Annotated in this window: 24 protein-coding genes and 2 pseudogenes; 24 read left to right on the top strand and 2 right to left on the bottom strand. The window is 35.7% G+C overall.

The window, feature by feature from the left end; genetic code table 11:
- From AXF17_RS02725 to AXF17_RS02810, 17 genes and pseudogenes are all read left to right on the top strand, one after another.
- Nucleotides 1-868, top strand: an 868-nt coding sequence (locus AXF17_RS02725) for a restriction endonuclease subunit S (RefSeq protein WP_207651575.1), incomplete at its 5' end; no start/stop codon positions are given.
- A 175-nt stretch (nt 869-1,043) separates the two neighbouring features.
- A complete protein-coding gene (locus tag AXF17_RS02730) occupies nt 1,044-1,628 on the top strand; it encodes a type IV toxin-antitoxin system AbiEi family antitoxin domain-containing protein (protein WP_094233697.1) in 585 nt (194 codons plus the stop codon).
- Nucleotides 1,629-2,468, top strand: coding sequence for a nucleotidyl transferase AbiEii/AbiGii toxin family protein (locus AXF17_RS02735; RefSeq protein WP_094233698.1), 840 nt, complete (start codon nt 1,629-1,631; stop codon nt 2,466-2,468). It begins immediately after the preceding gene.
- A gap of 438 nt (nt 2,469-2,906) precedes the next feature.
- A pseudogene (locus AXF17_RS02740) lies at nt 2,907-3,269 on the top strand (IS30 family transposase); the annotation flags it as partial.
- Nucleotides 3,270-4,267: 998 nt separating this feature from the next.
- The gene (locus AXF17_RS02750; protein ID WP_094233700.1) at nt 4,268-4,873 is read left to right on the top strand and encodes a CPBP family intramembrane glutamic endopeptidase; all 606 of its coding nucleotides are present in this window, start codon (nt 4,268-4,270) and stop codon (nt 4,871-4,873) included.
- A 100-nt stretch (nt 4,874-4,973) separates the two neighbouring features.
- Nucleotides 4,974-5,159: pseudogene (locus AXF17_RS02755) on the top strand (DUF1722 domain-containing protein); the annotation flags it as partial.
- A 272-nt stretch (nt 5,160-5,431) separates the two neighbouring features.
- Nucleotides 5,432-6,289: an Nmad3 family putative nucleotide modification protein gene (locus AXF17_RS02760; protein WP_094233701.1), complete on the top strand. Its 858-nt coding sequence runs from the start codon at nt 5,432-5,434 to the stop codon at nt 6,287-6,289.
- A complete protein-coding gene (locus tag AXF17_RS02765; RefSeq protein WP_094233702.1) occupies nt 6,289-6,642 on the top strand; it encodes a hypothetical protein in 354 nt (117 codons plus the stop codon). Before AXF17_RS02760 ends, AXF17_RS02765 begins: the two co-directional genes overlap by 1 nt.
- A 53-nt stretch (nt 6,643-6,695) precedes the next feature.
- Nucleotides 6,696-7,298 (top strand): alpha/beta hydrolase, encoded by a 603-nt coding sequence (locus tag AXF17_RS02770; protein ID WP_094233703.1) that lies wholly within the window; start codon nt 6,696-6,698, stop codon nt 7,296-7,298.
- A 35-nt stretch (nt 7,299-7,333) separates the two neighbouring features.
- A complete protein-coding gene (locus tag AXF17_RS02775) occupies nt 7,334-7,777 on the top strand; it encodes a hypothetical protein (RefSeq protein ID WP_094233704.1) in 444 nt (147 codons plus the stop codon).
- A gap of 16 nt (nt 7,778-7,793) precedes the next feature.
- On the top strand, nt 7,794-8,336 hold the full coding sequence (locus AXF17_RS02780) for a GNAT family N-acetyltransferase (RefSeq protein WP_094233705.1): 543 nt from the start codon (nt 7,794-7,796) through the stop codon (nt 8,334-8,336).
- Between the two features lie 157 nt (nt 8,337-8,493).
- Nucleotides 8,494-8,868, top strand: a complete 375-nt coding sequence (locus tag AXF17_RS02785; RefSeq protein WP_094233706.1) for a TIGR02328 family protein — start codon at nt 8,494-8,496, stop codon at nt 8,866-8,868.
- A gap of 150 nt (nt 8,869-9,018) precedes the next feature.
- A complete protein-coding gene (locus AXF17_RS02790; protein WP_094233707.1) occupies nt 9,019-9,585 on the top strand; it encodes an SMI1/KNR4 family protein in 567 nt (188 codons plus the stop codon).
- Nucleotides 9,586-9,605: 20 nt separating this feature from the next.
- Nucleotides 9,606-10,013, top strand: coding sequence for a hypothetical protein (locus AXF17_RS02795; RefSeq protein ID WP_094233708.1), 408 nt, complete (start codon nt 9,606-9,608; stop codon nt 10,011-10,013).
- 188 nt (nt 10,014-10,201) lie between these two features.
- Nucleotides 10,202-11,410, top strand: coding sequence for a hypothetical protein (locus AXF17_RS02800; RefSeq protein WP_237049066.1), 1,209 nt, complete (start codon nt 10,202-10,204; stop codon nt 11,408-11,410).
- 73 nt (nt 11,411-11,483) lie between these two features.
- Nucleotides 11,484-11,888 (top strand): hypothetical protein, encoded by a 405-nt coding sequence (locus tag AXF17_RS02805; RefSeq protein WP_094234724.1) that lies wholly within the window; start codon nt 11,484-11,486, stop codon nt 11,886-11,888.
- 113 nt (nt 11,889-12,001) lie between these two features.
- Nucleotides 12,002-12,850, top strand: coding sequence for a YwqG family protein (locus tag AXF17_RS02810; RefSeq protein WP_094233709.1), 849 nt, complete (start codon nt 12,002-12,004; stop codon nt 12,848-12,850).
- Nucleotides 12,851-13,095: 245 nt separating this feature from the next.
- On the opposite strand, the gene AXF17_RS02815 is transcribed toward AXF17_RS02810, so the two are convergent.
- A complete protein-coding gene (locus tag AXF17_RS02815) occupies nt 13,096-14,088 on the bottom strand; it encodes a helix-turn-helix domain-containing protein (protein WP_094233710.1) in 993 nt (330 codons plus the stop codon).
- Between the two features lie 227 nt (nt 14,089-14,315).
- Between AXF17_RS02815 and AXF17_RS02820 the strand changes: the two genes are divergently transcribed.
- The 6 genes from AXF17_RS02820 (at nt 14,316) to AXF17_RS02845 (ending at nt 21,541) form a co-directional block, all read left to right on the top strand.
- Entirely contained in the window at nt 14,316-16,073 is a 1,758-nt protein-coding gene (locus AXF17_RS02820; protein WP_094233711.1) for an ABC transporter ATP-binding protein, read from the top strand.
- A 3-nt stretch (nt 16,074-16,076) separates the two neighbouring features.
- A complete protein-coding gene (locus AXF17_RS02825; RefSeq protein WP_094233712.1) occupies nt 16,077-17,837 on the top strand; it encodes an ABC transporter ATP-binding protein in 1,761 nt (586 codons plus the stop codon).
- Nucleotides 17,812-18,399 (top strand): MptD family putative ECF transporter S component, encoded by a 588-nt coding sequence (locus tag AXF17_RS02830; protein WP_094233713.1) that lies wholly within the window; start codon nt 17,812-17,814, stop codon nt 18,397-18,399. The genes AXF17_RS02825 and AXF17_RS02830 overlap by 26 nt, the downstream gene beginning before the upstream one ends.
- Nucleotides 18,399-19,088, top strand: a complete 690-nt coding sequence (locus tag AXF17_RS02835; protein WP_094233714.1) for an energy-coupling factor transporter transmembrane component T — start codon at nt 18,399-18,401, stop codon at nt 19,086-19,088. The genes AXF17_RS02830 and AXF17_RS02835 overlap by 1 nt, the downstream gene beginning before the upstream one ends.
- Nucleotides 19,082-20,452 (top strand): ABC transporter ATP-binding protein, encoded by a 1,371-nt coding sequence (locus AXF17_RS02840; RefSeq protein ID WP_094233715.1) that lies wholly within the window; start codon nt 19,082-19,084, stop codon nt 20,450-20,452. Before AXF17_RS02835 ends, AXF17_RS02840 begins: the two co-directional genes overlap by 7 nt.
- A 456-nt stretch (nt 20,453-20,908) precedes the next feature.
- Entirely contained in the window at nt 20,909-21,541 is a 633-nt protein-coding gene (locus tag AXF17_RS02845) for a DUF3267 domain-containing protein (RefSeq protein ID WP_094233716.1), read from the top strand.
- A gap of 200 nt (nt 21,542-21,741) precedes the next feature.
- Here AXF17_RS02845 and AXF17_RS02850 read toward each other — a convergent pair whose 3' ends face one another.
- On the bottom strand, nt 21,742-22,197 hold the full coding sequence (locus AXF17_RS02850) for an SWIM zinc finger family protein (protein ID WP_157682542.1): 456 nt from the start codon (nt 22,195-22,197) through the stop codon (nt 21,742-21,744).
- Nucleotides 22,198-22,520: 323 nt separating this feature from the next.
- On the opposite strand from AXF17_RS02850, the gene AXF17_RS02855 reads away from it, so the two are divergent.
- Nucleotides 22,521-23,449: hypothetical protein (locus AXF17_RS02855; RefSeq protein WP_169711312.1), on the top strand; the 929-nt coding region annotated here is incomplete at its 3' end.

Below are 23,449 nucleotides of genomic sequence, written 5' to 3' on the forward strand. Positions count from 1 at the left end.
CAGACAGACAGACAGACAGACAGACAGACAGACAGACAGACAGACAGACAGACAGACAGACAGACAGACAGACAGACAGACACTAATTGCCTACTATAATGAGCAAGCAAGCTACTTTATTAACCTTGCGGTATTCAGGCTTTATGAAGAAATCGGTTTGTTTGATAGTTTGAAATCTGTAAATTATACTGTTAAAAATCTTAAGGATACATTCGGTGTTAGCGGAAGATTAGATAGCGAATATTATCAAGAAAAATATGACAGATTATTTGAAAAACTATCGGACAACAACTGTGATAAGTTATCTAATCTTGTTACAATTAAAAAGTCGATTGAACCGGGAAGTGAAAGCTATCAGACAAAAGGAACACCGTTTATAAGAATACAGAACTTAACTAAATTCGGTTTAACAGATACGAGTATTTATCTATCCGAGAATGAATTTAAAGATTGTATTAGACCAAAGAAAGACACGATCCTTTTATCAAAAGATGGCTCTGTCGGCACAGCCTACAAGGTGAATAAAGATGAGGATATTATCACATCATCTGCTATATTACACCTCGATGTTAAGGATAAGAGGGTGCTACCTGATTATCTAACATTAGTGTTAAATTCTGTAGCTGTCAAAATGCAAGCGGAAAAAGACGCAGGTGGTTCAATCATTAATCATTGGAAAAAGAGTGAAATAGAAAATGTAATCATTCCGATTATAACCAAAGAAAAGCAAGAGCAAATAAGCCAGCTGCTAATCGAGAGCGAAAATTTAAGGAGTGAAAGTAAATCTATTTTAGAAAAAGCCGTTAAATCGGTAGAAATGGCGATTGAATGTGGAGAGAATAAAGCCGTTGCATATTTGAATGCTTAACAATTAATGTTCTTTCTTAAATATTTGCCAACAATTGGCAGGTATTCGTAAGCTAAATTTGCAGAAGCTTTTTATGGAATATTTTCCTCAAAGAGCTTCTGTATTTTTGCTCCATGCTTTACAAATACTCTTTAATAATCTACAATAAAAGCGTAAATGTAAAGAAGGTGATGGGATGAACGCTTTAGAAAAATACTTTTTAGAAAGTAATATTATTACGAATAAACAGGCGGAAGAGATAGGCATCAAAAGACATGTCCTAGCTTCACTTGTAAAAAAAGGAGAGCTGGAGCGGGTTAAAAATGGCGTCTATAAGAAAAAAGATGCCATGGATGATGATTTTGCCGCTATATCACTTAATAATGAGCAAGTGGTATTTTCTTTTCATACAGCTTTGTATCTTCTTGGATTCAGCGACAGAACACCTAATATTTTTCATATCAGTGTGCCACAAGGGTATAATGCCGGACATATCAAGCGGAAATTTCCAAACATCAAAGTGCATTATGTAAAGAAAGACTTTTTCCATTTAGGCGTTATTAAGACAAAAACACCACTTGGCTCTGATGTTAAATGCTATAACATGGAAAGATGTATATGTGATATTGTTTCGGAAAGAAAAACAATTGACAAGCAGATATTTATAGGTGCAATGACCGGATACTTTAACAGTAAAGACAAGAACATCAGAAATCTTATTAAATACAGCAGGATTCTTGGCATGGAAGATGAAATCAGAAAATACACGGAGGTTTTATAGATGATAGGTTCGGAAAGTTTGAAAGGCCAAATAAGAAACATTGCAAATTCTAAAAACCTCAGATCACAGGAAGTTCTACAAATGTTTTTCTTTGAAAGATTCTTGGAAAGACTGTCAAAATCCGAGTATAAATTTAATTTTGTTATCAAAGGCGGACTTCTTATATCTTCTATGATAGGGATTGATAATCGTACCACGATGGATATGGACACCACTATAAAAGGCGTGCCATTGAAGGAAGAAATTATACGAAATATTGTTTCAGAAATTATAAATGTAGAGGTGGATGATGGTATAGAATTTGAAATAGCGGACATAAGCCATATACGAGAAGAAGATGAATACGAAAACTTCAGAGTCCATTTAATAGCTAATTTCGGCAAGATTAAAAACGATATGAAGATTGACATTACAACAGGAGATGCCATAACTCCAAAGGAGATTGAATACCTATATCCTTGTATGTTTCAAGATGAAAGTCTTAGGGTTTTGGCGTATCCGCTTGAGACGATATTGGCTGAAAAATATGAGAGCGTTATTAAAAGGAATATCTCAACAACAAGGATGAGAGATTTTTATGATTTATATAATTTATACAACCTAAGAAAAGAGGATATTGACTTTGATATTCTAAAACAAGCGATTATTTCAACCGCAAACAGAAGAGAAAGTTTGTCGCTTATGAAACAGGCAATAGAGATTATAGAGGACATAAAGGATGACGATTATCTTAAAGAATTATGGAAGGTATATTTATCAGACAATCTTTATGTAGGTGATTTGAATTTTTTAGAAACCATAAAAGTAGTTGAACTTATCGCAGAGAAGATTGCTTTGTAGAAGGCAAATTTATAACGCTCACATTACAAATACTCTTTAACTTTTATCAAAAGAAGAGCTTGAACTGAAAACAAAAAAACAGAAAACCGTGCTTGAAAATTAAAAAATATAAGCACGGAAAGACGGATTTTTTAGCCGAGCAGGGTCTTAGGATCTCCCTAACAAGTAGCAAGAAATCAAACATGAAAGCAGGCAGAGATGCCTATTTTTTGTTTGTCTTTAAGTAAGGGTTAATACGCTTACTTAACTTGCTACAGCTGTAGGTGTAAGAGCAAATTATCGTTTTTTCGATTTTGGATACACACCTAAGGTGCTTGTTACAAAAGTTTGGTAGATTGTAAAATCAAGTTGAACATTTAATAAAAAAAGTCCATACGGCACTTCTTTGGTAAAATGTAAGTGAATAAAAAACATTAAAAAGGAGTAAACCCAAATGGAGTTATGACAGCACTCCACACCTTACAGGAACAGTATAGTGAGCACAGGGATGACATCTTCAAGTCAATTACGACCGACAATGACTCCGAGTTCTCAATGTTATCAGACTTGGAAGATTTAAGTAAGACATTGGTCTATTTTGCTCATCCTTATACTTCTTGCGAGAAAGGATCAGTCGAGAGACATAATGGTCTGATTAGAAGATTCATCCCCAAAGGAAAACGAATTGATAGCTACATAGACAAACAAATTGCAGATGTTGAGGTGTGGTGCAATAGCCTTCCTAGAAAGATTTTGAACTACCATACACCGGATGAACTTTTTGAAGCAGAACTTGACAAAATATACGGAATGACGGCTTAGGATATTCAAGTGACACAAACTCACAGCCTGTCAAGACAACCCCTTTGGGGTACTTTCAATAGTCTTGACAGTATGCTCGTTCTGTGCAGAAGAGAAATTGTCAGGAAAAGCAATCCTGACATGTTCTCTATCAAGGGCTTGAGAAATTTTGTTGTAAGTGTTCAACTTGAAATTGCAATTTTAGAAGAATCTATATTATACTGAATTTAGTGAATTTGAATAAGTTTGTGAGAGAAAATTAAAGACTAAACATGACAACTTGGAAGAAAATCACAAGCTTCGATTATTTGTGGGTTGCTTTATATGCTTGCGCAGTATTTGCTTTTGAATTATTGGTTTCCATAATTGAAGGTAAGATGGGAATTGATTTTCCGTAGCAACAATAACGCAGATGATTTACCACTGGATTATAACTACAGTGGCTTGGAACTTGTTAGGGTTTCTGATGCTATGGATAGGGGGACGACAAAAATCAATATTCTCGGATAATTAACCGTTGGTAAGAAAGCAATACATTCTTGTCCTGTTGTGTTTTGTTATTAGTATTACGGCTAAATGTTTCGACTGGGGATGCTATAAACCATACATAGAATTTATAAAACTTGGGGCAATCAAGTTCATCTTCCGGTATATATACTATATTGCCGAGGGGTTCCTTCTTCCCCTTGTCATTATGTATAAGCAAAAAGCCTTTGAAAAGTTATTTTATAATGACAAAATTCCGTTTGGCGTGTTAATTCCTGGGTTAGTATGGAGACTTGCTCACATCTTTACTAAAGGAAGTATCTGGATTGGATTGTTCGCTGCATTTGGTGCATTAGTTATGTGGCATCTTATGTTTTGTAAACAAAGACTATCAGAAAGCGCTGCCGATAATTATCCTGCTGTTTCTGTTGTAATTCCCAGTTTGCATAATTCATTTATATCTCAAGATAGCACGGACACTGTCCAGTCCATAAGAACTGGACAGCTGATGTGTAGAGGATGGTGGCAATAGTATGTACAATAAACAGTTTAAAAATGGCATTTATTTAGCGATAGCAATCTGGCTGCTGGACATGCTATGCTTATATCTTGCGGGCAGGTTTTCCTGCAACGATTATGTGTACTGGGGCGCAGTAATCATTCCCACGATCGCAGTAGTGACCATCACTTATCTGCAAAACCACGACCTGAAGGATCTTGGATTCTATCCGAAGCATCTAAAACAGGATGGCATTGTGATGTGCTGCGTACTCGTCATCGAATTGCTGATTGGGTTCTATCTGTTCCATATGTCATGGGAGTACGCAATCCACAGATGGCTATACTATATTTTCTGGATCGCACTGCAGGAGGAACTTGTTTACAGAGGCTTCATACAAAGCCACCTGTTTTTGCCGCGCATCAATCGGAAAGCCAGCTATTTGATCGGCGCAGCAATGTTTGCTGCATCGCATATCCCATACCAGATGCAGATCAGGCCATGGGATGCCTTGTTTACGGTTCAGATATGCATTACGTTTTTGTGGCACCTTGCATATTGCTGGATCATTGAGAAGAGAGACAATATCTGCATCCCGTTGGCGATTCATGTGGCAACAGATTTTTTAGGAGTCATTTAAGCTGATAAAGGAGCCTCTTCGGAGACGCTTTTTTGTAAAATACAGAGATTTCCCCAAGTCATCCTTGTCTATGCGGAAAAAATAGGCAACTGAAGAGGAGAAGCAAGGATTATTTAACATACTGGAAGAATATATGAACGGGAAAATCAATCGGGAATCAGTAATTGAGTATATCCAAATGTTGCTCAAGAAATACCCCAACAAGTATTTACAGGAATCAACTTTATTAACAGGAGAACATGATGAGATGGTAGTATTATTATCTAAGCTAGATGTCGAGCTGTAGCATAATCCAGCGGATACTGTGTTTGGTCAATGGATGGAATAGATGTCTATTACATAAAAATAAGATGGTACATTTCTTCTGTAGATAAAGTGGAATAAGATTATGTTTTATTGAGTACTACAGTGTGGACCGCATGTTGAAGTTTTGCAATCGGAAGGTTTAAGAAATTGGTTCAAATAACCTAGTTTTGAAATGAACAACAAGTAAAAAATGATAACGGATAGTTTTTATTTCCATCAAGTCAAGTTTGAAAGTAGAAAAGAGGATTCAAGGTGAAGGTAATATTGAGCAGGAAGGGGTTTGATAGTAATAATGGCGGTATAGTAAGCCCGATATTTAAAGATGGTACAATGCTTTCATTTCCAATTCCGAGCAAGAATCACGATAAGGATAAAATTGCATATAATGAATTGACCTGTAATGGAGTTCTGCTAAATAAGATACTTGCAGATCTTGGCTATAGAGGTGATGATTGCTGTCACCTTGATCCAGACCTGGATATTACAAGAAGAGTAGAGCCAGTTGAAGGGTGGAAACCTGCATTTGGGCAAATAAACCAGTCTGCATCATATCTGATAAATAATGGGATAGCCAAGGGAGACTTATTTTTGTTTTTTGGTAATTTTAAGCATGTTGTTGAGAGCAATGGAAAATATACATTTGTAAGCAGAAATAAAAATTTAGAAGCTCGATACTTAGAAGATCCATACTATGGTAGAGAAATGCAGGCTATATGGGGATATCTTCAGGTAGGAGAAATTATTTTGGATCCTCAAGAGCAAAAGAAATTTTTCTGGCACCCACATGCTTGTGAGAAACGGATATTTGAAGAAAAAAATAATCTGATATTTACAGCTACAGAACATCTGTCATTTGCACCGGATATGCCCGGATGTGGGATTTTTTCTTACAATAAAAAAAGAGTACTTTCAATGCCTGGAAAAGCCAAGGCAACATGGAAGAAGGAAAAGGCATATGATGTAGACAATATACACAAGATAAACAATAGGGAGAGTAAACGCAAGAATTCAGCCAAAGATCCGGAAGGAATTTATTATGCCGGAATATGGCAGGAATTGGTTCTGAAGGAAAATATAGAGTCGGTAAATTGGGCTAAGAGCATGTTCTGATGTGCAGAATAAAGTATATGAATTCTTGTATACTAATTTTGAAAGGAAGAATAGGTATACGTTGTGTTTTTGCCGAAGAAGAATTAAATGGAATAACTTCTGAAAAGGATATTATATGGATTAAATTTGCAGATAATAGAGTAGGGGTAGTCGCTTGCAGTAATGATATTAATTTTGACATTCCATCTACTAGAGATGAATATGATGAGATTAATTTTACAAGAAACGGAAAGAAAAAAGGGTGGAAGTATAATACATCAGGAATATTAGTCCATGCGGATCACAATTCCAATGTTGATAATCCTGCTATGGTGAATAATATTATGATGGAATTCGTAAAGAGCTTGAAATAAGCATATCCCAATTTCGTAGGGATAAGAAGTTAGAAGTTGAAAAGGAAATTTGAATGAAAAATGCTGTTATATATGTTCATGGTAAGGACGGTAATGCAGAAGAAGCTAATCATTATAAACAATTTTTTGATGATAACTTTGAGATCATTGGATTTGATTATAAATCATTAAACCCATGGGATGCTAAAATTGAATTTATAAATTATTTCAACACCATCATCTCTAAATATAATAAAATTTATTTAATTGCCAATAGTATAGGAGCATATTTTTCTTTAATATCTTTAACAGATATGCCTATTGAAAAAGCGATGCTGATTTCGCCAATCATTGATATGGAAAGCATAATTTTGAACATGATGAAATGTGAGAATATAACGGAAGATAAGCTCATGTCAGAGAAAGAAATTGAAACTTCTTCTGGTGAATCTTTATCGTGGGAATATTTTAGTTATGTTAGAAAGAATACCATACATTGGGATATACCAACAAATATTCTTTTTGCCGATAATGACAACATGACATCAGTAGATACCATGACCAATTTTGCGAATAAGATAAATGCAAATCTAACAACAATGAAAGGTGGAGAGCATTGGTTTCATACAGATGAACAAATGAATTTTTTAGCTAACTGGTTTAAAGAGATTATTTAACAAATTAGAATTCACAGAGGGAGCGTGATATTGAAATGTGCAAGGAATGCTATGTTGATGATAATAGAATAACACCGCTTTTAAAACCATTTGATTGCTTGGAAAATCATACACAATATATCTGTGGAACTTGTGGCAGATGCATCTGTATTGAACACGATCAAAATAGAGGCTTGCAGCGATGGAATTTTCCTTTTAAGTCATTAGAAATTGCTAAGTTATATTTGAGAACTGCTGATTATACAATGAAAAAATCTTGTGGAATCTATGAGATTAAGAGCGAGAATGGCAGATTATCATACAAAATCTTTGCAGATAGTGAAGATTTGCGAGTATATCTAAAAAAGAATAAAGATAAAACCTGTGAAACGATGGTTCCTGTTTTCCGAGTGGAAGAATATAAGGAGTATCCGAATACGCAGATTAGAAAATTAACTTTCGTCGAAATACAAAAATATATGTCAGAAAGACAAATTTGATTTTGTGGAGGAGAAAATGATTTTAGAAACGGAAAGGCTTATTCTTCGCCCATGGGAAGAAAGTGATGCGGAGGATTTATTTCAATATGCCAACAACCCAGAGGTTGGTCCGATTGCAGGTTGGCCTGTACATACCAGTATTGAAGACAGTAAGGGGATTATAAAAAGTGTTCTTTCTTCGCCTGAGACATATGCCGTGGTTTTAAAGGAAACAATGCAACCAGTGGGCAGCATAGGATTGATGATAGGCTCTGCAAGTAATATAGGTATTCCCGATACTGAGGGGGAGATTGGTTACTGGATAGGAGTTCCGTATTGGGGTCATGGTCTTATACCGGAAGCAGTTCGTAAGATTTTGAGCCATGGATTTGATACCCTGAAACTGGATAAAATATGGGCTGGTTATTTTGACGGTAATACAAAGTCAAAAAGGGTGCAGGAAAAATGTGGCTTCCGTTATCATCATACAAAAGAAAACGTTCCATGTGCTTTGGAAGGGGTTTTCCACACAGAGCACATAACCTGCCTATCAAAAGCAGAGTGGATTTCATTTAAGTAAATTAAAATATGTCGATCTGAACCAATGTAAAAAAACACGCCGATTGAAAAAGTATTCCGCAAGATCGGCCTTGCTGACTAGCTTGGAAGCGGTATTCGAAACTGCTATAAATGCACGAAGATATACTACGGAGGAGAGTCTGTCTTTATAGAGACATATGGTTCTATTATTATTATCATTTAAGAGGTGGCATGAACAAATTATTCATTTGTTATCTAAAAATCAGCTTCTTGGTCAACACAGAGAATGTTGTGCACTTAGGGGCAATGGATGGGGTAAAAAGCATAAGATAGTAGACTATGTGTTTTTATATTCTCCATATTACTTATTTAGTTATCACTCATTAGTTATGGATGAAATGGGAAAAAGAGGGTACAAGGTTTCAGCAGAATGGAGAGATAAGAATTACAGGGGGAAAAAGTCGGAACAATATAATGATCTTGAAGAAAGAAATATAGATACCCCTATTTACAAAGAGCATGATAATGAATATCTAGCGGAGTGCATAGAAAACTTGCGAAAAAAAGCATAAACCTAGAACTATAAAATTGCGAGATATATAGAGTGGGGACATTTGAAGAAACTTCTTGGCAATTTGAATACCTTCAAGATGGTATTGTTGCTATCAAGGTTAATGGCTAAATAGCGATATAAAGTCATAAAGCAGAGGAAGGAACTGTAGATGCAATTACTAACAATCGACGAAATAATATCTTCAATAATGAAAGAGACTGATGGACTTGATGCTGAAATAACAGATGGAATTATTCTTAGCAAAAAGGAAATTCCTCCGTCTGAAATCGAGAAATTAAAATCTGAATTTGAAATAGAGTATTTAGATTCGACATTTTCAGAGCATATTTTAAACTACAATTGGGGGAATTTCGGCTTTCTCAGCTACCAGTTTGGATATGGGGATGAAATGAGCCTCAACTGGCTAATTAACCGAAATCTGGAATATGAGGATTATTCGGTTCTTCGCAAAAGGAACTTAATAATTATTGCAAACGGAGATCCTTATACTGTTTTACTTGAATGTAAATCTGGCGAAATATATGCATTAACAAGTGACATGAGTTATGAGGAGATAATACCTATTGCTTACGATTTTGAAGAATTTGTAAGAGCGATGGGAACTGCTCAATATGCTGTATGGAAACACGCTGAAGAAGAGTTTGTGGAATTGATGGAAAGCGAGGCTTCTGACAGTAGTCTTGCTTTTTGGAAAGAACTGGTGAGCGTGTACTAAGCAAAATATAGGGAGGAACTATGGAGTTTATACTAGCTAAGGAGGGTATTCCTCAAAACATCGGTTGTGAAGGGGCAACTATTGCATACTATGGCAGTGAAATAGAATTTCACTACGAGACAGTGCCTCCGCATGGCGATGAAATTTTTTCTGCAAAATTGCCACTCCTAGATATTAAACTTCCGTTTTGGATGTATGGAAGGAATCTGATATTTTTAGATGCTTACTATCTTCTTGCAGAAACAGTGGAGGAGAACACTTGGGATCCTATAACTAGCAGACTTATTAACATACACACTGGGAAAAGTGCTAGTCTCGGTGACTGGTATAATAATGTGAAAGTCAAGGAAAATGAAGTCGAATTAAAAAATGACTATACCGGGGAAACTATGGTACTGAAAAATGTTGACCAGTTGGACTGGGTTTAAAATGTTGAGTTTTGTTATGCCGTGAACATATATATGTTTGTAAAAGCACCACATAGGTACTAAACATCACTGATTGTTAAAGCTTTTAAGTAAGCATATCTGCAATAATTCAACAATTTGACGAAACAAAAGGATAAAGAGATAATGTGAAACTATTAAATTAATTGCGCATCAAAAGAGGCACCAACATGCTAGAAACAAAAACACTAGAAAATAACTTAGTTAGCGACTCACTGCAAGAAGCACTAATTGATACTACAAAAGAATATGTTTCAATTGAAACTAATCCGACGACCGAGCTCGACATTCAAATTGAAACACTTCCAGCAGAATCTATTGAAGATGAAACAAGATTAGTAGAAATAACTGACAGCAAGCTTTTAGCACGTATCGATAACTTGCTCCCAGGATTATTTCAAGCAGGAAATTCAGTTAATAATGTTGCTCAGATAGTTAAAACTGGACCTGTATATAGAGTAATAGTGCCAGCGGGTACGAAACTAGCAAATTCTAAAGCCATGGATGATGCTTATCGAGGTATATTCCATGGTGCTAATGGGATTAAAGGGCAGGCGAACCTTGTTAAGGTTGAATCTGGAACAGCAATAGCGACAAATAGCATATCAGCAGTGATGAATGTATCATCCTTAATAGTCGGACAGTATTACATGAAGCAGATTAATGCCGAGCTTGATATAATTAGTGATGGAATAGAGCAGATACATAGTTTTCAAGACAATGAGTATCGTAGTAGAGTATTCTCGCTAGTTGCACATGTTAAGAGGATTGCAAATTTCCAAAATGAAATCCTGGAGAACGATGAACTACGTATCTCCAAGATATATCAATTGGATAGCTTAGAAAAAGATTGTGCAGATCTTTTAGGACAGGCGAATCTTACATTAGCAGATTTCACGAAAAAGAATAAGTTATCCTATAAAGAGTACGAAAAGATAATAGTCGAAGTTCAGAAATGGCGCGCATACCAGAAGTCATTAATAGAAGTCTTGTATAAGATTTCTGATCTCCGATATGTCCTGCATCTTGGAGCAGTATCTAGAGAGCAGTGTATTGATTTGCTGAGTACATATCAAAAACAGATAGAAGATACACAGGAACGAATCAATGTGTGGCATTACAAGACAACTAAGCGACTTGGAATCAATATAAATGAAATTCGCAGAAAGAGAGCAGGCATTGATGGAGCAATCCATTTTATTCCAGGCTTACTTAAGGATGACTACAAGTTCCGTTCTATTGATATGAAAACTGTCACAATGATAATTGAACAAGCAGTGGGGAATGAAGAACAATTTGTAGCGGATACATCAGAGTTATATAACGAAGATGTTCAGCTAATTTCAAAGGATGGAAGACTTTATTATCTTCCAGAATAGAAGCGATAAATTTAAGATTTGTTCATCCAAACCTCAGACGAGCAAATCTAAATCACAGATAAAGGACCCACACATGACCAAACAACAACTCATCGCCCTCTGGCAGGGCAAATCATGGGAGAGCTCACCAGCAGGAATATACTTTGTAAGCCGCAAGTCCGATAAGGACTTGCACTTTAGCTTCTCTGGATACAGCGAAAAGGATGTAAAATCTATCCCAGATGCATTGATGAAAAGGCTAGCCACTGAAATAAGCGAGCTGGATCAGGAGGCACTGCACCTGATAAAGGAAAATTTCCCCGAAGAGAATATCGAAGGTATCTCGTTCACTGATATAATGTTCGATAAGAGTGGATGCTACGATGCATTTGCGTTAGGATACTATGTGGGCGAATCGCCAGCGGGCGAACTATATCTGCTAGTTAGCTTCGGCGAAGAATTTGAGGCTAATCCAGAAGTGATCTGCGAAGCGTACTAAAGCGCAGCGATGGGACGCGTTAGATATATGCGGTTAATCGGTATCATTTCGCCGAAACCTATACCTAAACTACACACCATTACAAACCTCTGTACACCAAGAAAGGCGATATTATGAACGATAAAATAAAAGCTTTCATCGAAGATTTCAAGAAAATCGAGAATAAGGAGACCATAAAGATAAATTTAATCCCCGAAACCAAGACTCCGTTGACAAGCAGCAATGTCGCTGGCTGGTTCTATTTGCCGAAGACAGAGAATATCCCGACTAATGGTAAGGGCGAGCAGCTCATGTATTTGGCGCAGATAAACTGCGAGGAGCTACCTGAGAACAGTATCTATCCATCAAAGGGTATAATACAGTTTTGGATATTTGGCGGAGACTATAATCTGGGCAACGACTATACAAAGCCTACTTCAGATAGCAAAAAAAGGGTTATTTACTATCCAGAGATAGACAAGCATTTCTCTGAAGAGGAACTCAGAGAGATGTATGAACCACAGAAGGATAAGAAGGAAGACGAACTTATCACACCGATTAATGACGGTGCACCATTTGCCATGTCCTTTGAAAAAACTAGCCAGTGGATTATGCCGTACGACTTCCGATTTGAAGAGCTTTTCGTTGAGAAGCTAAATGAGCATATTGATGACCAGCAAGCAGAAGAAGGTTGCGAGGCATACGATATCGACGATGAAGAGGTTGATGAGATTATGGAGGCACTCGACATCTCGAACCACACGCAGATAGGCGGCTATGGCCATTTCACGCAGGAAGATCCACGCATGTACGATGACTTCCAGAATTACACCGAGTTGCTGTTCCAGCTGGATTCCGAGTTCGGAACTGACGATTATTACATATTGTGGGGTGACTGTGGCGTAGGAAATTTCTTTGCGACAAAAGAACAATTACGTAATTTGGACTTTACCGAGTGCCTGTATAGCTGGGATTGTTGCTAATGTAATCAGTGAAAATCAGCAGATGTATTGCACAGTAAAAGAATCGCTTGCGCATACATCTTAAATTGCAAGAGCCTCTTTTAGGGTTAAAGCATTTTATAAATAGACTTATGACATAAGGGTTCGGAAATCTCTAAATTTTCCAAGAGGACTCACAATAATCAGAATGATGATAGTGGGTTAATTTACAGAAAAGTCTCAAACTCTCGACCAATTTACAGAAAAGTCTTACACTCTCGGCTGATTTACAGAAAAGTTTCAAACTCTCCGCTCTTATGAAGATCGGGAATATTTTCAGTATATTTTTTTATATCTTTGGGGTATAAACCTTTATATTTTTTGAAGCAAGCACTAAATTTGCTATGAGAGGAATATCCTACGGCTTCTGCGATATCTTGAATTTTAAGTGTGGAATTCAATAAAAGCATTTCCGCCATATTCATTCGCCGTCTTTGAGTATATTCTGTAATTGTACATTGATATTTTAGCTTAAATAATTTTTTTAGCTTTGTGCCACTCATAGTGGATATCTTTTCTAAGGTGTCCTGCGAGATAGATGTTGCATAATGGTCGTCTATATAGTTAGCGACATTTTTTAAAGCCTCATCATCAGCAATAGATATAGGATTGTTGTATTTATTTAAAAATGAGTCTATTGTAATGCTTAACCATTCCTTGGCCTTTGATTCAAAGAAGATTTCAGCAGCAGGAGATATCATCTTACAATTAAGGATATCTTTTGCAATTCTTTCTAAAGGCTTGTTTATCATAGTACTGGTATTAAAAAATAGATCTTCATAGTTACAAACTATATTTTTACAAGAGGACAGGCATTCGTCTATCATGGATTGATTGAAATTTATGCCTATTCCTAAATAGGGAGAGTTTTTGTGAAGTATGAACCTATAGTTTTTAGAATTTTTTGTATTTAAAACATAGAGTGAATTTGAAGAAAGGTTTTGATAAGGATTAAAACACTCTCCATTTGCAGTAATTAAATAAGATGAGTAAAAAGAATAGAAATTATCCAAGCCGGAAAAACTTGTATGGATAATTTCTTTTTTTATGAAAACATCATGGATATCAATTGTAAAATTATCTCCTTCATAAAACCAGAAAATACCTTCTGCATCAGCTGTATTGAAAAGGAATGTGTGCCCTATAGCGGAGTATTTTGTATTACCTACACACTCATCTGTAGAAAAATAGTTTTTAACAAAATTATAAAAATCACTCACATTATACCTCTATCCTTATTTTTTATCCCAAATAGACATTATCCCAAATAGACATAGTTAGTTGCATCTAATTGATTGAAATTTTCGACTATTATACAATAAATGCGAGATAAAAACAAGAAAAAGCCATTCGCATGAAAGGTTAGCTTAAAAGTAAATTCATATAAATAGTCTGAAAAGGCTAGTTATAAAACTTATTGATTTCAGAGAAGAGGAGGGGCTGCCAGGTGAAAAACAAGAAAAAATCAATACTGAAAAGACTGATGCTTTACGGTGGTAATAAAAATTATTTACTGTATATTGCTATGGTTATGTCTGCTGTATCAGGCGTCATGGTTTTGATGCCTATGGTTTATATTCATAGAATTGTAAATAGCTTAATTTTGAACGGGATGGTGGATTTTGATTTTGTAAAGGAGAACTCACTATATGCGGCAATCTTTGCTGTAATAGGGTTGTTTATATATCTAATCGGTTTAATTATGTCCCATATTTTTGCTTTTGAAGTGGAAGATAACATTATTAAGAATTCAGTAAGAAAGCTAATGAATAAACCACTTGGATATTTCGATGACAAAGAAAGCGGAAGGATAAGGAATGTCATTGTATCCGGAGCATCTGAAACCCATTCTTTTTTAGCACATCAACTTCCCGATATGGCGATGACGACTATATCACCTATTGTTCTACTTGTATTTTTCTTTATGTTTAACTGGAAGTTAGGACTTGCCAGTATGATACCGATGATTATCGGCATGATACTAATGTCATCAATGATGACAGCAGAAACCAAGAAAATGAAAGACGAGTATTATGCAGGACTTGCCGACTTGTCGTCTCAGACTGTGGAATATGTTCGAGGAATTCCTGTTGTTAAAACATTTGGACAAAGTGTCGAAAGCTTTGATAAGCTATATGCCTTAATTATAAAAATCAAAGAAAATGTGCTTAAACTTACTATGAGTTATACGAATAAAATGTCCTGGTTTGAAACTGTTTCTACATCGACGGCATTTTTCTTAGTACCCGTGGCATTGCTCTTAATAAAATTTAATGGAGACTTATCTAATATAGTTGCGAATTCAGTTATTTACTTTCTGATAGGACCGACATTTGCCGTTTTCATCATGAGAACTGCGACGATTACACAATTCAGCTACTTTGCAGAACTTGCTTTGGATAAAATTGAAAAGATACTTGAGTTTGATGATTTAGTTTATGGAAATAATACAAGTTCTGATGCTGGGATAGAATTCAAAAATGTAAGCTTTTCTTATGGCGGTGAAAATGTCTTAGATAATATTTCATTTAAAGTAGAGAAGGGGGAGCGAGTTGCTTTAGTTGGTTCATCAGGCAGTGGTAAAACTACTATAGCAAGACTTGCTGCAAGATTTTACGATATTGAATCAGGTGAAATTTATATTGGAGGAACTAATATAAAAGATTTTGAAAAAGAAGCTTTGATGAAAAAAATCGCTTTTGTTTTTCAAAATTCCAAGCTATTTAAAATGAGTTTAAGAGATAACCTTTTGCTGGCAAAACCTGATGCAACGGACGTTGAAATAGATCGTGCTTTGATAAGATCGGGAGCTAAAGGTGTTGTACAAGGCTTAGAAAAGGGACTTGATACTGTTTACGGAACAAAGGGTACATATTTTTCGGGTGGAGAAGCTCAAAGGCTTTCTATAGCGAGGGCTTTTCTGAAAGACGCAGACATCATAATTTTGGATGAAGCTACGGCTTTCGCAGATCCTGAAAATGAGCATTTGATTCAGGAATCCTTTAAGAAACTATCAAAAAATAAGACAACGTTAATGATTGCTCATAGATTGTCTACAGTAACAGACGTTGATAGGATTCTCGTTATTGATAAGGGGAAAATTGTTGAAGAAGGAACGCATGAGGAATTAATAGGTGTAGATGGGCAGTATAAAAAGCTTTGGGAAGAATATCAAAAATCCGTAAATTGGAAGATAGGAGGTTAAAATATGGTTTCTTATTTTATAAAACGATATGCTATGTCGGAAAAAGGAGCGATTAATTTAAAAAAAGCTATCATTTCGCACACTCTTGTCAATTTAACAAAGTTGTTTGCGCCTATAATTGCCTTTATATTTTTATTCCAGTATATAGGCGCTTTAAAAGGTCTTAAGAACTATAATTTTACCCCTGTTCATTATGTTGCTCTAATTGCAGCAATGATGATTGTGATGTTTTTAATAGCAAGGTGGGATTATGTAAGACTTTACACCAATGTGTACAACGAGAGTGCAAGTTCAAGAATTAGTTTGGCGGAAAGATTAAAGAAATTACCGCTTTCCTATTTTGGGAAAAGAGATTTGGCAGATCTTGCTGAAACGATGATGAATGACATGAATTTGTATGAAACAATCTTCTCTCACGCTGTACCTCAAATGTATTCAACTGCTATCTCCACAAGTATTATTGCTTTTATGCTTATTATCTACAACTGGAAGCTTGCGCTTGCAGCACTCTGGGTAATTCCTATTTCTATCCTGATAATATTTTTTTCAAAGAAAAGTCAGAAAAAAATAGTACAAAGCTGGATAGATGATAACCGCAAGGTATTTGATGACTTACAGGAAAAGATAGAGCAGATAGAACAAATAAAATCTTACAATTTAGAAGATAGGATGCTTATTGATTTTTTTGAAAAACTAAACAAATCGACAAAACAGAAAACTAAAGGTGAAGTTGTTGCCGGAACACTTACAGGAGTAGCTACTGCAATTTTAAAGCTTGGAATTATAAGTGTTGCCGTTGTCGGAGTAAACATGCTTATGTCGGGCGAGGTAAGTGTGCTGGTTTATATAGCTTTTCTAATGTTGACAACAAGCATTTATCTTCCTATAGAAGGAATAATCACTTTTATGTCCATGATAGTGATGCTTGATGCGGTTGTTGGAAGAATAAAGGAAATTAAAACTATGCCTGTTCAAGAGGGCAAAAATCAAATGAACATTAAGAGTTACGACATTGAATTTAAAGATGTTCATTTCGGTTATGACGATTATTCCGTTATAAACGGTGTGAGTTTTACGGCAAAGCAGGGTGAAATCACTGCTCTGATAGGTCCAAGCGGAAGCGGAAAAACAACACTTGCCAAGCTTGCCGCCAGATTTTGGGACGTAGATAGTGGGAAGATTTTTATAGACGGAGAAGATATAAGTGAGATTGATCCGGAAACCCTGCTTAAAAATTTTTCAATAGTCTTTCAAGATGTAATCCTTTTTAATTCGAGCATAAAGGACAACATAAGAATTGGGAGAAAAGATGCGAGTGATGAGGAAATAATCAGGGCTGCAAGGATAGCGAGATGTTATGACTTCATAGATAAGCTCTCTGACGGAATAGATACTGTTATAGGTGAAAATGGACAGAGGCTTTCGGGAGGCGAGCGCCAGAGGATATCAATAGCAAGGGCTATTTTGAAAGATGCACCGATCATACTTCTTGATGAGGCTACAGCATCTCTTGATGTTGAGAATGAGAGTCTGATTCAGGAGGCACTGTCAGAGCTCATAAAAGATAAGACGATTATAGTAATTGCTCACAGACTTAGGACTATAAGAAATGCAAATAAAATAGTTTTGCTAAATGCCGGAAAAATAGAAGCAATGGGTACAGATGGTGAACTTTGTGAGAGTTCAAGATATTATAAAAATATGTTAGAGGTATCTAATACGGTTCAAGGAGGACATTATGAAAATGGAAAAATTGAGAATTAAAGATTTAGTTACAATAGGTGTATTTGCAGTAATATATTTTGTGCTTATGTTTGCTTCAGGAATGATTGGTATGGTGCCAATTTTATACTTGGCATATCCTGCTTTGGCTGGGATTATAACAGGCATAGTTATTATGCTTTTTATGGCAAAGGTTCAGAAACCGTGGGGGTTGTTTATACTAGGTTTGATTTGCGGTCTGATTGTTGTTGCGATGGGAAACACTTACGTAATATTAGTACATGTTGTAATCAGTATGGTGATTGCTGAACTTTTAAGAAAAAAGGGGGAATATAAATCCTTCAAATACAATATGCTTTCCTTTGCCGTGTTCAACACCTGGATTTGTGGCTTTCTTATGCAAATATTGCTTGCTAAAGACAAAGTTATTGAACTGGCTGAAACAAGAGGCATGGGGCATGAGTATATAATGAAACTCATAGCACTTTTAAATTATCGCAACATGATACTGGTCTATATCGGTGCAATTGTGGGAGGCGTACTTGGTGCATATATCGGTAAAGCCTTTCTTAAAAAACATTTTGAAAAAGCGGGTATTGTATAATGCCCGTCTTCTTGGATAACCCATATAATCCTAATCCAATTAGTAAGCTTTTGGTGCCTTTCTTACTTGGGTTTGCCGTATTTTATAAAGTAAATACTTGTTTCGAATGGGGGATTGTATTCCTTCTCTCGGTTCTTTTTTACAAGAATGGATTAAAAAAAGAAGCACTGAAAAACATCTTGTTCTTTGGTGCTCTTTGTTTAATAGTCCCGAATGTTGATGTGGTTAGAAGTATGAATGCGATTTTGATGATGGTTTTTATGTTGTTTGCCGTATTTAGGATGTTTTATCTTCCATTTAGTGCAGGGAGTTTCTTTGTAAAAACCTCAGATGTAGGAAGTGTAATATCTTCAATGGATAAAATCAGACTGCCTCGTGCTGTTTCTATACCGATTGCTGTAATGTTTCGATTTTTTCCATCGTTTAGAGAAGAAAGTCGGAATATAAAGCTTGCTATGAGGATAAGAGGAATTACATTTAAAAATCCTATTTCATATATTGAGTATGTAATGGTACCGTTGCTAGTTATATCTGCTAATATTTCTGATGATATTGCTAAAGCGGCAGAAACAAAATGCATTGAGAATCCTATTAAAAAAACAAGATATATATCTGTTAGATTGAAAATAGTTGATCTCGTCTATGTGCTGCTAATGCTGATAATGATTATAGGAGGAATTGTATGGTAGAAATAGAAGAGTTATCTCTATCTTATGGGAATTCCGCCAAAGTGATAAAAGATATTTCGTTAAATGTAAAGAAGGGAGAGTGTGTGCTATTTACCGGAAAAAGTGGAAGCGGAAAATCTTCAATTATAAATTCTATCAATGGACTAGCTGTCCAATATGATGGCGCTTCCATGGGTGGAATTATTCGGATTGATAATAAAGATATTAGAAATCTTAAATTGCATGAAATATCTATTTTGGTATCAAGTGTATTTCAAAATCCAAAGACGCACTTTTTCAATATTAATACTACTCTTGAGCTTCTTTTTTATTTGGAAAATATAGGGCTTTCAAAAACACAAATGGATGAAAGACTGAATGAGATGTTGGAATTATTTCCGATAAATCACCTTTTAAATAGAGATATTTTCAAGCTTTCAGGTGGAGAAAAGCAGATTTTGTGTATAGCTGCAAGTTATATATCGGGGACGGAAATAATAGTTTTAGACGAGCCTTCATCAAACCTTGACGAAGATAATATTGCGATTTTAAAAGAAATGCTTATAAAGCTTAAAGATAAGGGAAAAACCCTTATTATTTCAGAGCATAGAATATTTTATCTCATGGATATTGTAGACAGAGTTTTTTTGATTCAAGCCGGTAAAATAAAAAGTGAATATACGAAGATAGATTTTATGAAAATCCCATCCAAAGTATTAAATGAATTAGGGTTAAGAAGCAATACTAAAACAGATCTTATAGTGCCTAAAATTCAAGGTGATGGAAGTCTCCAAATAAAAAGTATTGAATATAAGTTAAACGGCGAAAAAAATAAATTGCTTTTTAAAAATATATCTTTTGAGATTGGGAAAATTTATGGAATAGTGGGAACAAACGGAATTGGGAAATCTACTTTTCTGAGGTGTCTTGTAGGTTGTGAAAGAAAATCTAAGGATGAGATATATCTTGACGGTAAAAAACTTTCAAAAACAGATAGGCTTAAAATATCCTCTCTTGTGATGCAAGATGTTAATCATCAACTATTTACTGATTCTGTTATAAGTGAAGTAAGTCTTGGAATAAAGAATATTGAAAGCAGTTATGTTGAAAATATTCTAAGAAAACTTGATTTGTCTGAATTTAAGGAACGTCATCCTATGAGCTTGTCAGGCGGGCAAAAACAAAGAGTGGCAATTGCGTCCGTATTATGCAAGAACTCTAAGTTTGTATTTTTTGATGAACCAACCAGCGGAATGGATTATTACAATATGATGAATATATCTAAACTAATTAATGAATGTAAAAGTGATGATAAAATAATATTCATTGTTTCCCATGACCAAGAATTTTTAAATTCGACCGCAGATTATGTCATATATTTATAAATAATGAGTGCTCGCGCCCCCCAAAAAAATAGCGTTGATAAATGCAGTTAAATTCATTGAAAATGCTGCAGTCTACACTCATATATAGTAGAAAAGAGCACTTGGATCCTATAATTAGCAGGCTTATCAACATACATACGGATAAATCTGCCAGTCTTGGTGATTGGTATAATAATGTGAAAGTCAAAGAGAGAAGCTGAATTAAAAAATGACTACACTAGGGAAACTATAATATTAAAAAATGTTGGAGAATTGACCTGCCTTTAAAATATTAAAATTTCAAAGGCAAGAGACAAAGACAAGTAATGATATTGATATGACACTCTGGCTATTGCTGATGACAACTGCATGTGCAGGTGTTAGAGTTACTATAAGAGGAGAACAAACAGATAGATTTGATCTCTGATTATAGCCTTGCTTCTGAATTATAACAGGTAGAAACTAGGGGTTAAATATATGGCAAGTGAGGAACGTGTACTTACCGCTACTGAGAAAAGAAGGTTAGAGAGATATTCGCTAAAATGCAAAGAACTGGAATGCAAAGGATACACTAAGACAGACCTAACGATGTCTGCAGTTAAGGCAAACATTGGCGCTTTGTATGGGCTGATTATCGCTATACCTTTTATAGTGACATATGTTTTGAGGTATGATGGAGCTGATTTTGACAGATCGCGAGCATCCATTAGCTCGGTGCTATCTGACCTTGTTGTGTTCTTAGTTTTAATTGTGGTGCATGAACTGATTCACGGGGTAACATGGAGTAGGTTTACGAAAAAAGGATTCAAAGATATCGAATTTGGTGTGATTTGGAAATATCTGACACCATACTGCACATGCAGTGAGCCACTTACGAAGTGGCAGTACATATTGGGCGTGATGATGCCTGGTCTGCTGCTTGGAATAGTGCCGTGCATAGTCGGATGTATTAATAATAATGTACTAATGCTTACAATTGGTGTGCTGATGACGATTGCTGCGGGTGGAGATATCCTGATAGTCAAGATGATACTGGATAACAAAACGTCTAAAACCGCATTATATCTAGATCATCCGACAGAGGTTGGATTGGTGGTATTTCAGAAATAAATTTCTCTTACCACCTCAGCAGCCCAAGTACAACTAGGTGTTATGGATAGAAGAGATAGACAAACATTTATTAAATGAAGACTTGCTGCCACGTTCTCCGTCATAAACGCATATAATCGGTATTACAAGCAGAATGCCAATTTGCCAGACTTGGTCATACAAAGGAAGTCCGTGGCTTATATTCAATTTAACTTGCCGGTTTACCAATCAACATGTTCTTGAATGAATCTATCCTGCACCCATGCCGGACTGTCATAGAGGAGCTCATAAACAACATTACGTAGTTCTTCTTTTGTTAGACTGTTGATATATTCATCAAGCTTGGTTTCCGCTTCTTCCTGTCGTTTTGCCTCTTCTTCTTCATATGCAACTACTTGATTATAATAGTCTTTTGCCTCATCAGGAAAAATCGTGAAGTATAGTGCTATAGCGTGCTTGCATATTATGCGTTTACCGAACGCATGTGGACAATTACAGGTGGTTTTTCTCAGATGGTTGATGTCTAGATGAACATCATAAACATGATTACCGCTACCTGAAATTTTGCCATCATATATTAAATTATCAACTTCGTTATAACAGATGACCTTTTTGTCCAAGTAGTACTCGTATCCACGCCAAATTGATTTTCCGCTTGCGACTGTCAATATACTCATGTGTAATCCTCTATAATACATATTATTTTGAAAAAATCGGTTACTGTAATTTAAATTCCCTTTTGTAATTATTAATGCATAGTTCTTTTTTTGCTATATTAATTCAATTATAATTACTGAATCTTGTCAAATGTTATTTGATGATTACACGTGGTAATCAATACATTATATTGGCAGTCTGGGATAGGAGTCTCTGAAAATTGGTATAAATATCCAGCTCTGAAAGTTATTTAAATTATAAAGCTGGATAATTTTTATAATTTGGTATATAATGAAATCCGTAAATTTAATGATATTTATTCAGAAGAAGGAGGAGTAGAACGATGAGAACAAAGAAATTTACTAGTAGATTTCATGCGTTAGTAATCACTCTTGCTATGGTGATAACCCAGCTTATCGCCACAGTTCCGGCTATGGCGGACAATGCATTATTGCCAATAGCTCAGCATGTTACCAAGACCGGCAGTGTACAGTGCGGTGCAGACGGAAACAGCGCAATTTACAACGGACATGTTAAGATGAATGTGCCGATGACTGAGGTTATGAAATCTCATGAAGCCGATATGGCTAACGCCGCATCAAATGGTTGGTACCCGCACGGCCGTGAAGGGAGGAACAAGATTGCATATATTGAGTACAACGTTACATTTCCTGAAAATGTAAATATTGGGAATATAGCTGTAACGAATAAATCTTCTTTCATAAACGGCAATAAGATTGTAAAGACAGTCAATGGTAGGACAGTTAACTTCAAGTTTTATTTCAATGATGTTAACTGGCAGGGAATTTACAATGCGTATAATGCTGATAAAGCTAACCCTAATGCACATACTGTGAACGTGGATATCCCATATTCCTTTACTGTAAATAGTAAAGCTGATGCCGTTAAGTTTGAAGGTGAAAACATCACAGGTAAAGGCGATTTTTCTTTCTATCCTAGTGGGACAGGTGCTGATTGGGGTTTTGGATTACAGACATATAATTCTGATGTTGCCCAGCTTAAGTTTGCAGAGAATCTTCAGAACTGCTTTACAACGGCACAAAATCCTACACCACAGGATTTTGAAAGAGATGGAGATCTTGAAGGAGATATCCTTATTGGAAATGAAACAGAGCATGATAAGGTATTTGAGAGCAATAAGAATGCCACTCATGATTTTACCGGCGCTCTAAATGTAAAGCCAATCAAGGAGCAGATGAAGCAGATTGAGCATATGTTCAATGACCCTAACGGCGAGAAAATTAAGCTGTC

Origin of the sequence: Mogibacterium pumilum (assembly GCF_002243385.1) — a bacterium.
Lineage (GTDB): Bacteria > Bacillota > Clostridia > Peptostreptococcales > Anaerovoracaceae > Mogibacterium > Mogibacterium pumilum.

Excerpts from the sequence above, each read along its gene's own strand:
- AXF17_RS02730 (WP_094233697.1), top strand. The coding sequence starts at position 1,044 with ATGAACGCTTTAGAAAAATACTTTTTAGAAAGTAATATTATTACGAAT.
- AXF17_RS02735 (WP_094233698.1), top strand. The coding sequence starts at position 1,629 with ATGATAGGTTCGGAAAGTTTGAAAGGCCAAATAAGAAACATTGCAAAT.
- AXF17_RS02750 (WP_094233700.1), top strand. The coding sequence starts at position 4,268 with ATGTACAATAAACAGTTTAAAAATGGCATTTATTTAGCGATAGCAATC.
- AXF17_RS02765 (WP_094233702.1), top strand. The coding sequence starts at position 6,289 with ATGTGCAGAATAAAGTATATGAATTCTTGTATACTAATTTTGAAAGGA.
- AXF17_RS02770 (WP_094233703.1), top strand. The coding sequence starts at position 6,696 with ATGAAAAATGCTGTTATATATGTTCATGGTAAGGACGGTAATGCAGAA.
- AXF17_RS02775 (WP_094233704.1), top strand. The coding sequence starts at position 7,334 with ATGTGCAAGGAATGCTATGTTGATGATAATAGAATAACACCGCTTTTA.
- AXF17_RS02780 (WP_094233705.1), top strand. The coding sequence starts at position 7,794 with ATGATTTTAGAAACGGAAAGGCTTATTCTTCGCCCATGGGAAGAAAGT.
- AXF17_RS02785 (WP_094233706.1), top strand. The coding sequence starts at position 8,494 with ATGGTTCTATTATTATTATCATTTAAGAGGTGGCATGAACAAATTATT.
- AXF17_RS02790 (WP_094233707.1), top strand. The coding sequence starts at position 9,019 with ATGCAATTACTAACAATCGACGAAATAATATCTTCAATAATGAAAGAG.
- AXF17_RS02795 (WP_094233708.1), top strand. The coding sequence starts at position 9,606 with ATGGAGTTTATACTAGCTAAGGAGGGTATTCCTCAAAACATCGGTTGT.
- AXF17_RS02800 (WP_237049066.1), top strand. The coding sequence starts at position 10,202 with ATGCTAGAAACAAAAACACTAGAAAATAACTTAGTTAGCGACTCACTG.
- AXF17_RS02805 (WP_094234724.1), top strand. The coding sequence starts at position 11,484 with ATGACCAAACAACAACTCATCGCCCTCTGGCAGGGCAAATCATGGGAG.
- AXF17_RS02810 (WP_094233709.1), top strand. The coding sequence starts at position 12,002 with ATGAACGATAAAATAAAAGCTTTCATCGAAGATTTCAAGAAAATCGAG.
- AXF17_RS02825 (WP_094233712.1), top strand. The coding sequence starts at position 16,077 with ATGGTTTCTTATTTTATAAAACGATATGCTATGTCGGAAAAAGGAGCG.
- AXF17_RS02830 (WP_094233713.1), top strand. The coding sequence starts at position 17,812 with ATGAAAATGGAAAAATTGAGAATTAAAGATTTAGTTACAATAGGTGTA.
- AXF17_RS02835 (WP_094233714.1), top strand. The coding sequence starts at position 18,399 with ATGCCCGTCTTCTTGGATAACCCATATAATCCTAATCCAATTAGTAAG.
- AXF17_RS02840 (WP_094233715.1), top strand. The coding sequence starts at position 19,082 with ATGGTAGAAATAGAAGAGTTATCTCTATCTTATGGGAATTCCGCCAAA.
- AXF17_RS02845 (WP_094233716.1), top strand. The coding sequence starts at position 20,909 with ATGGCAAGTGAGGAACGTGTACTTACCGCTACTGAGAAAAGAAGGTTA.
- AXF17_RS02850 (WP_157682542.1), bottom strand. The coding sequence starts at position 22,197 with ATGAGTATATTGACAGTCGCAAGCGGAAAATCAATTTGGCGTGGATAC.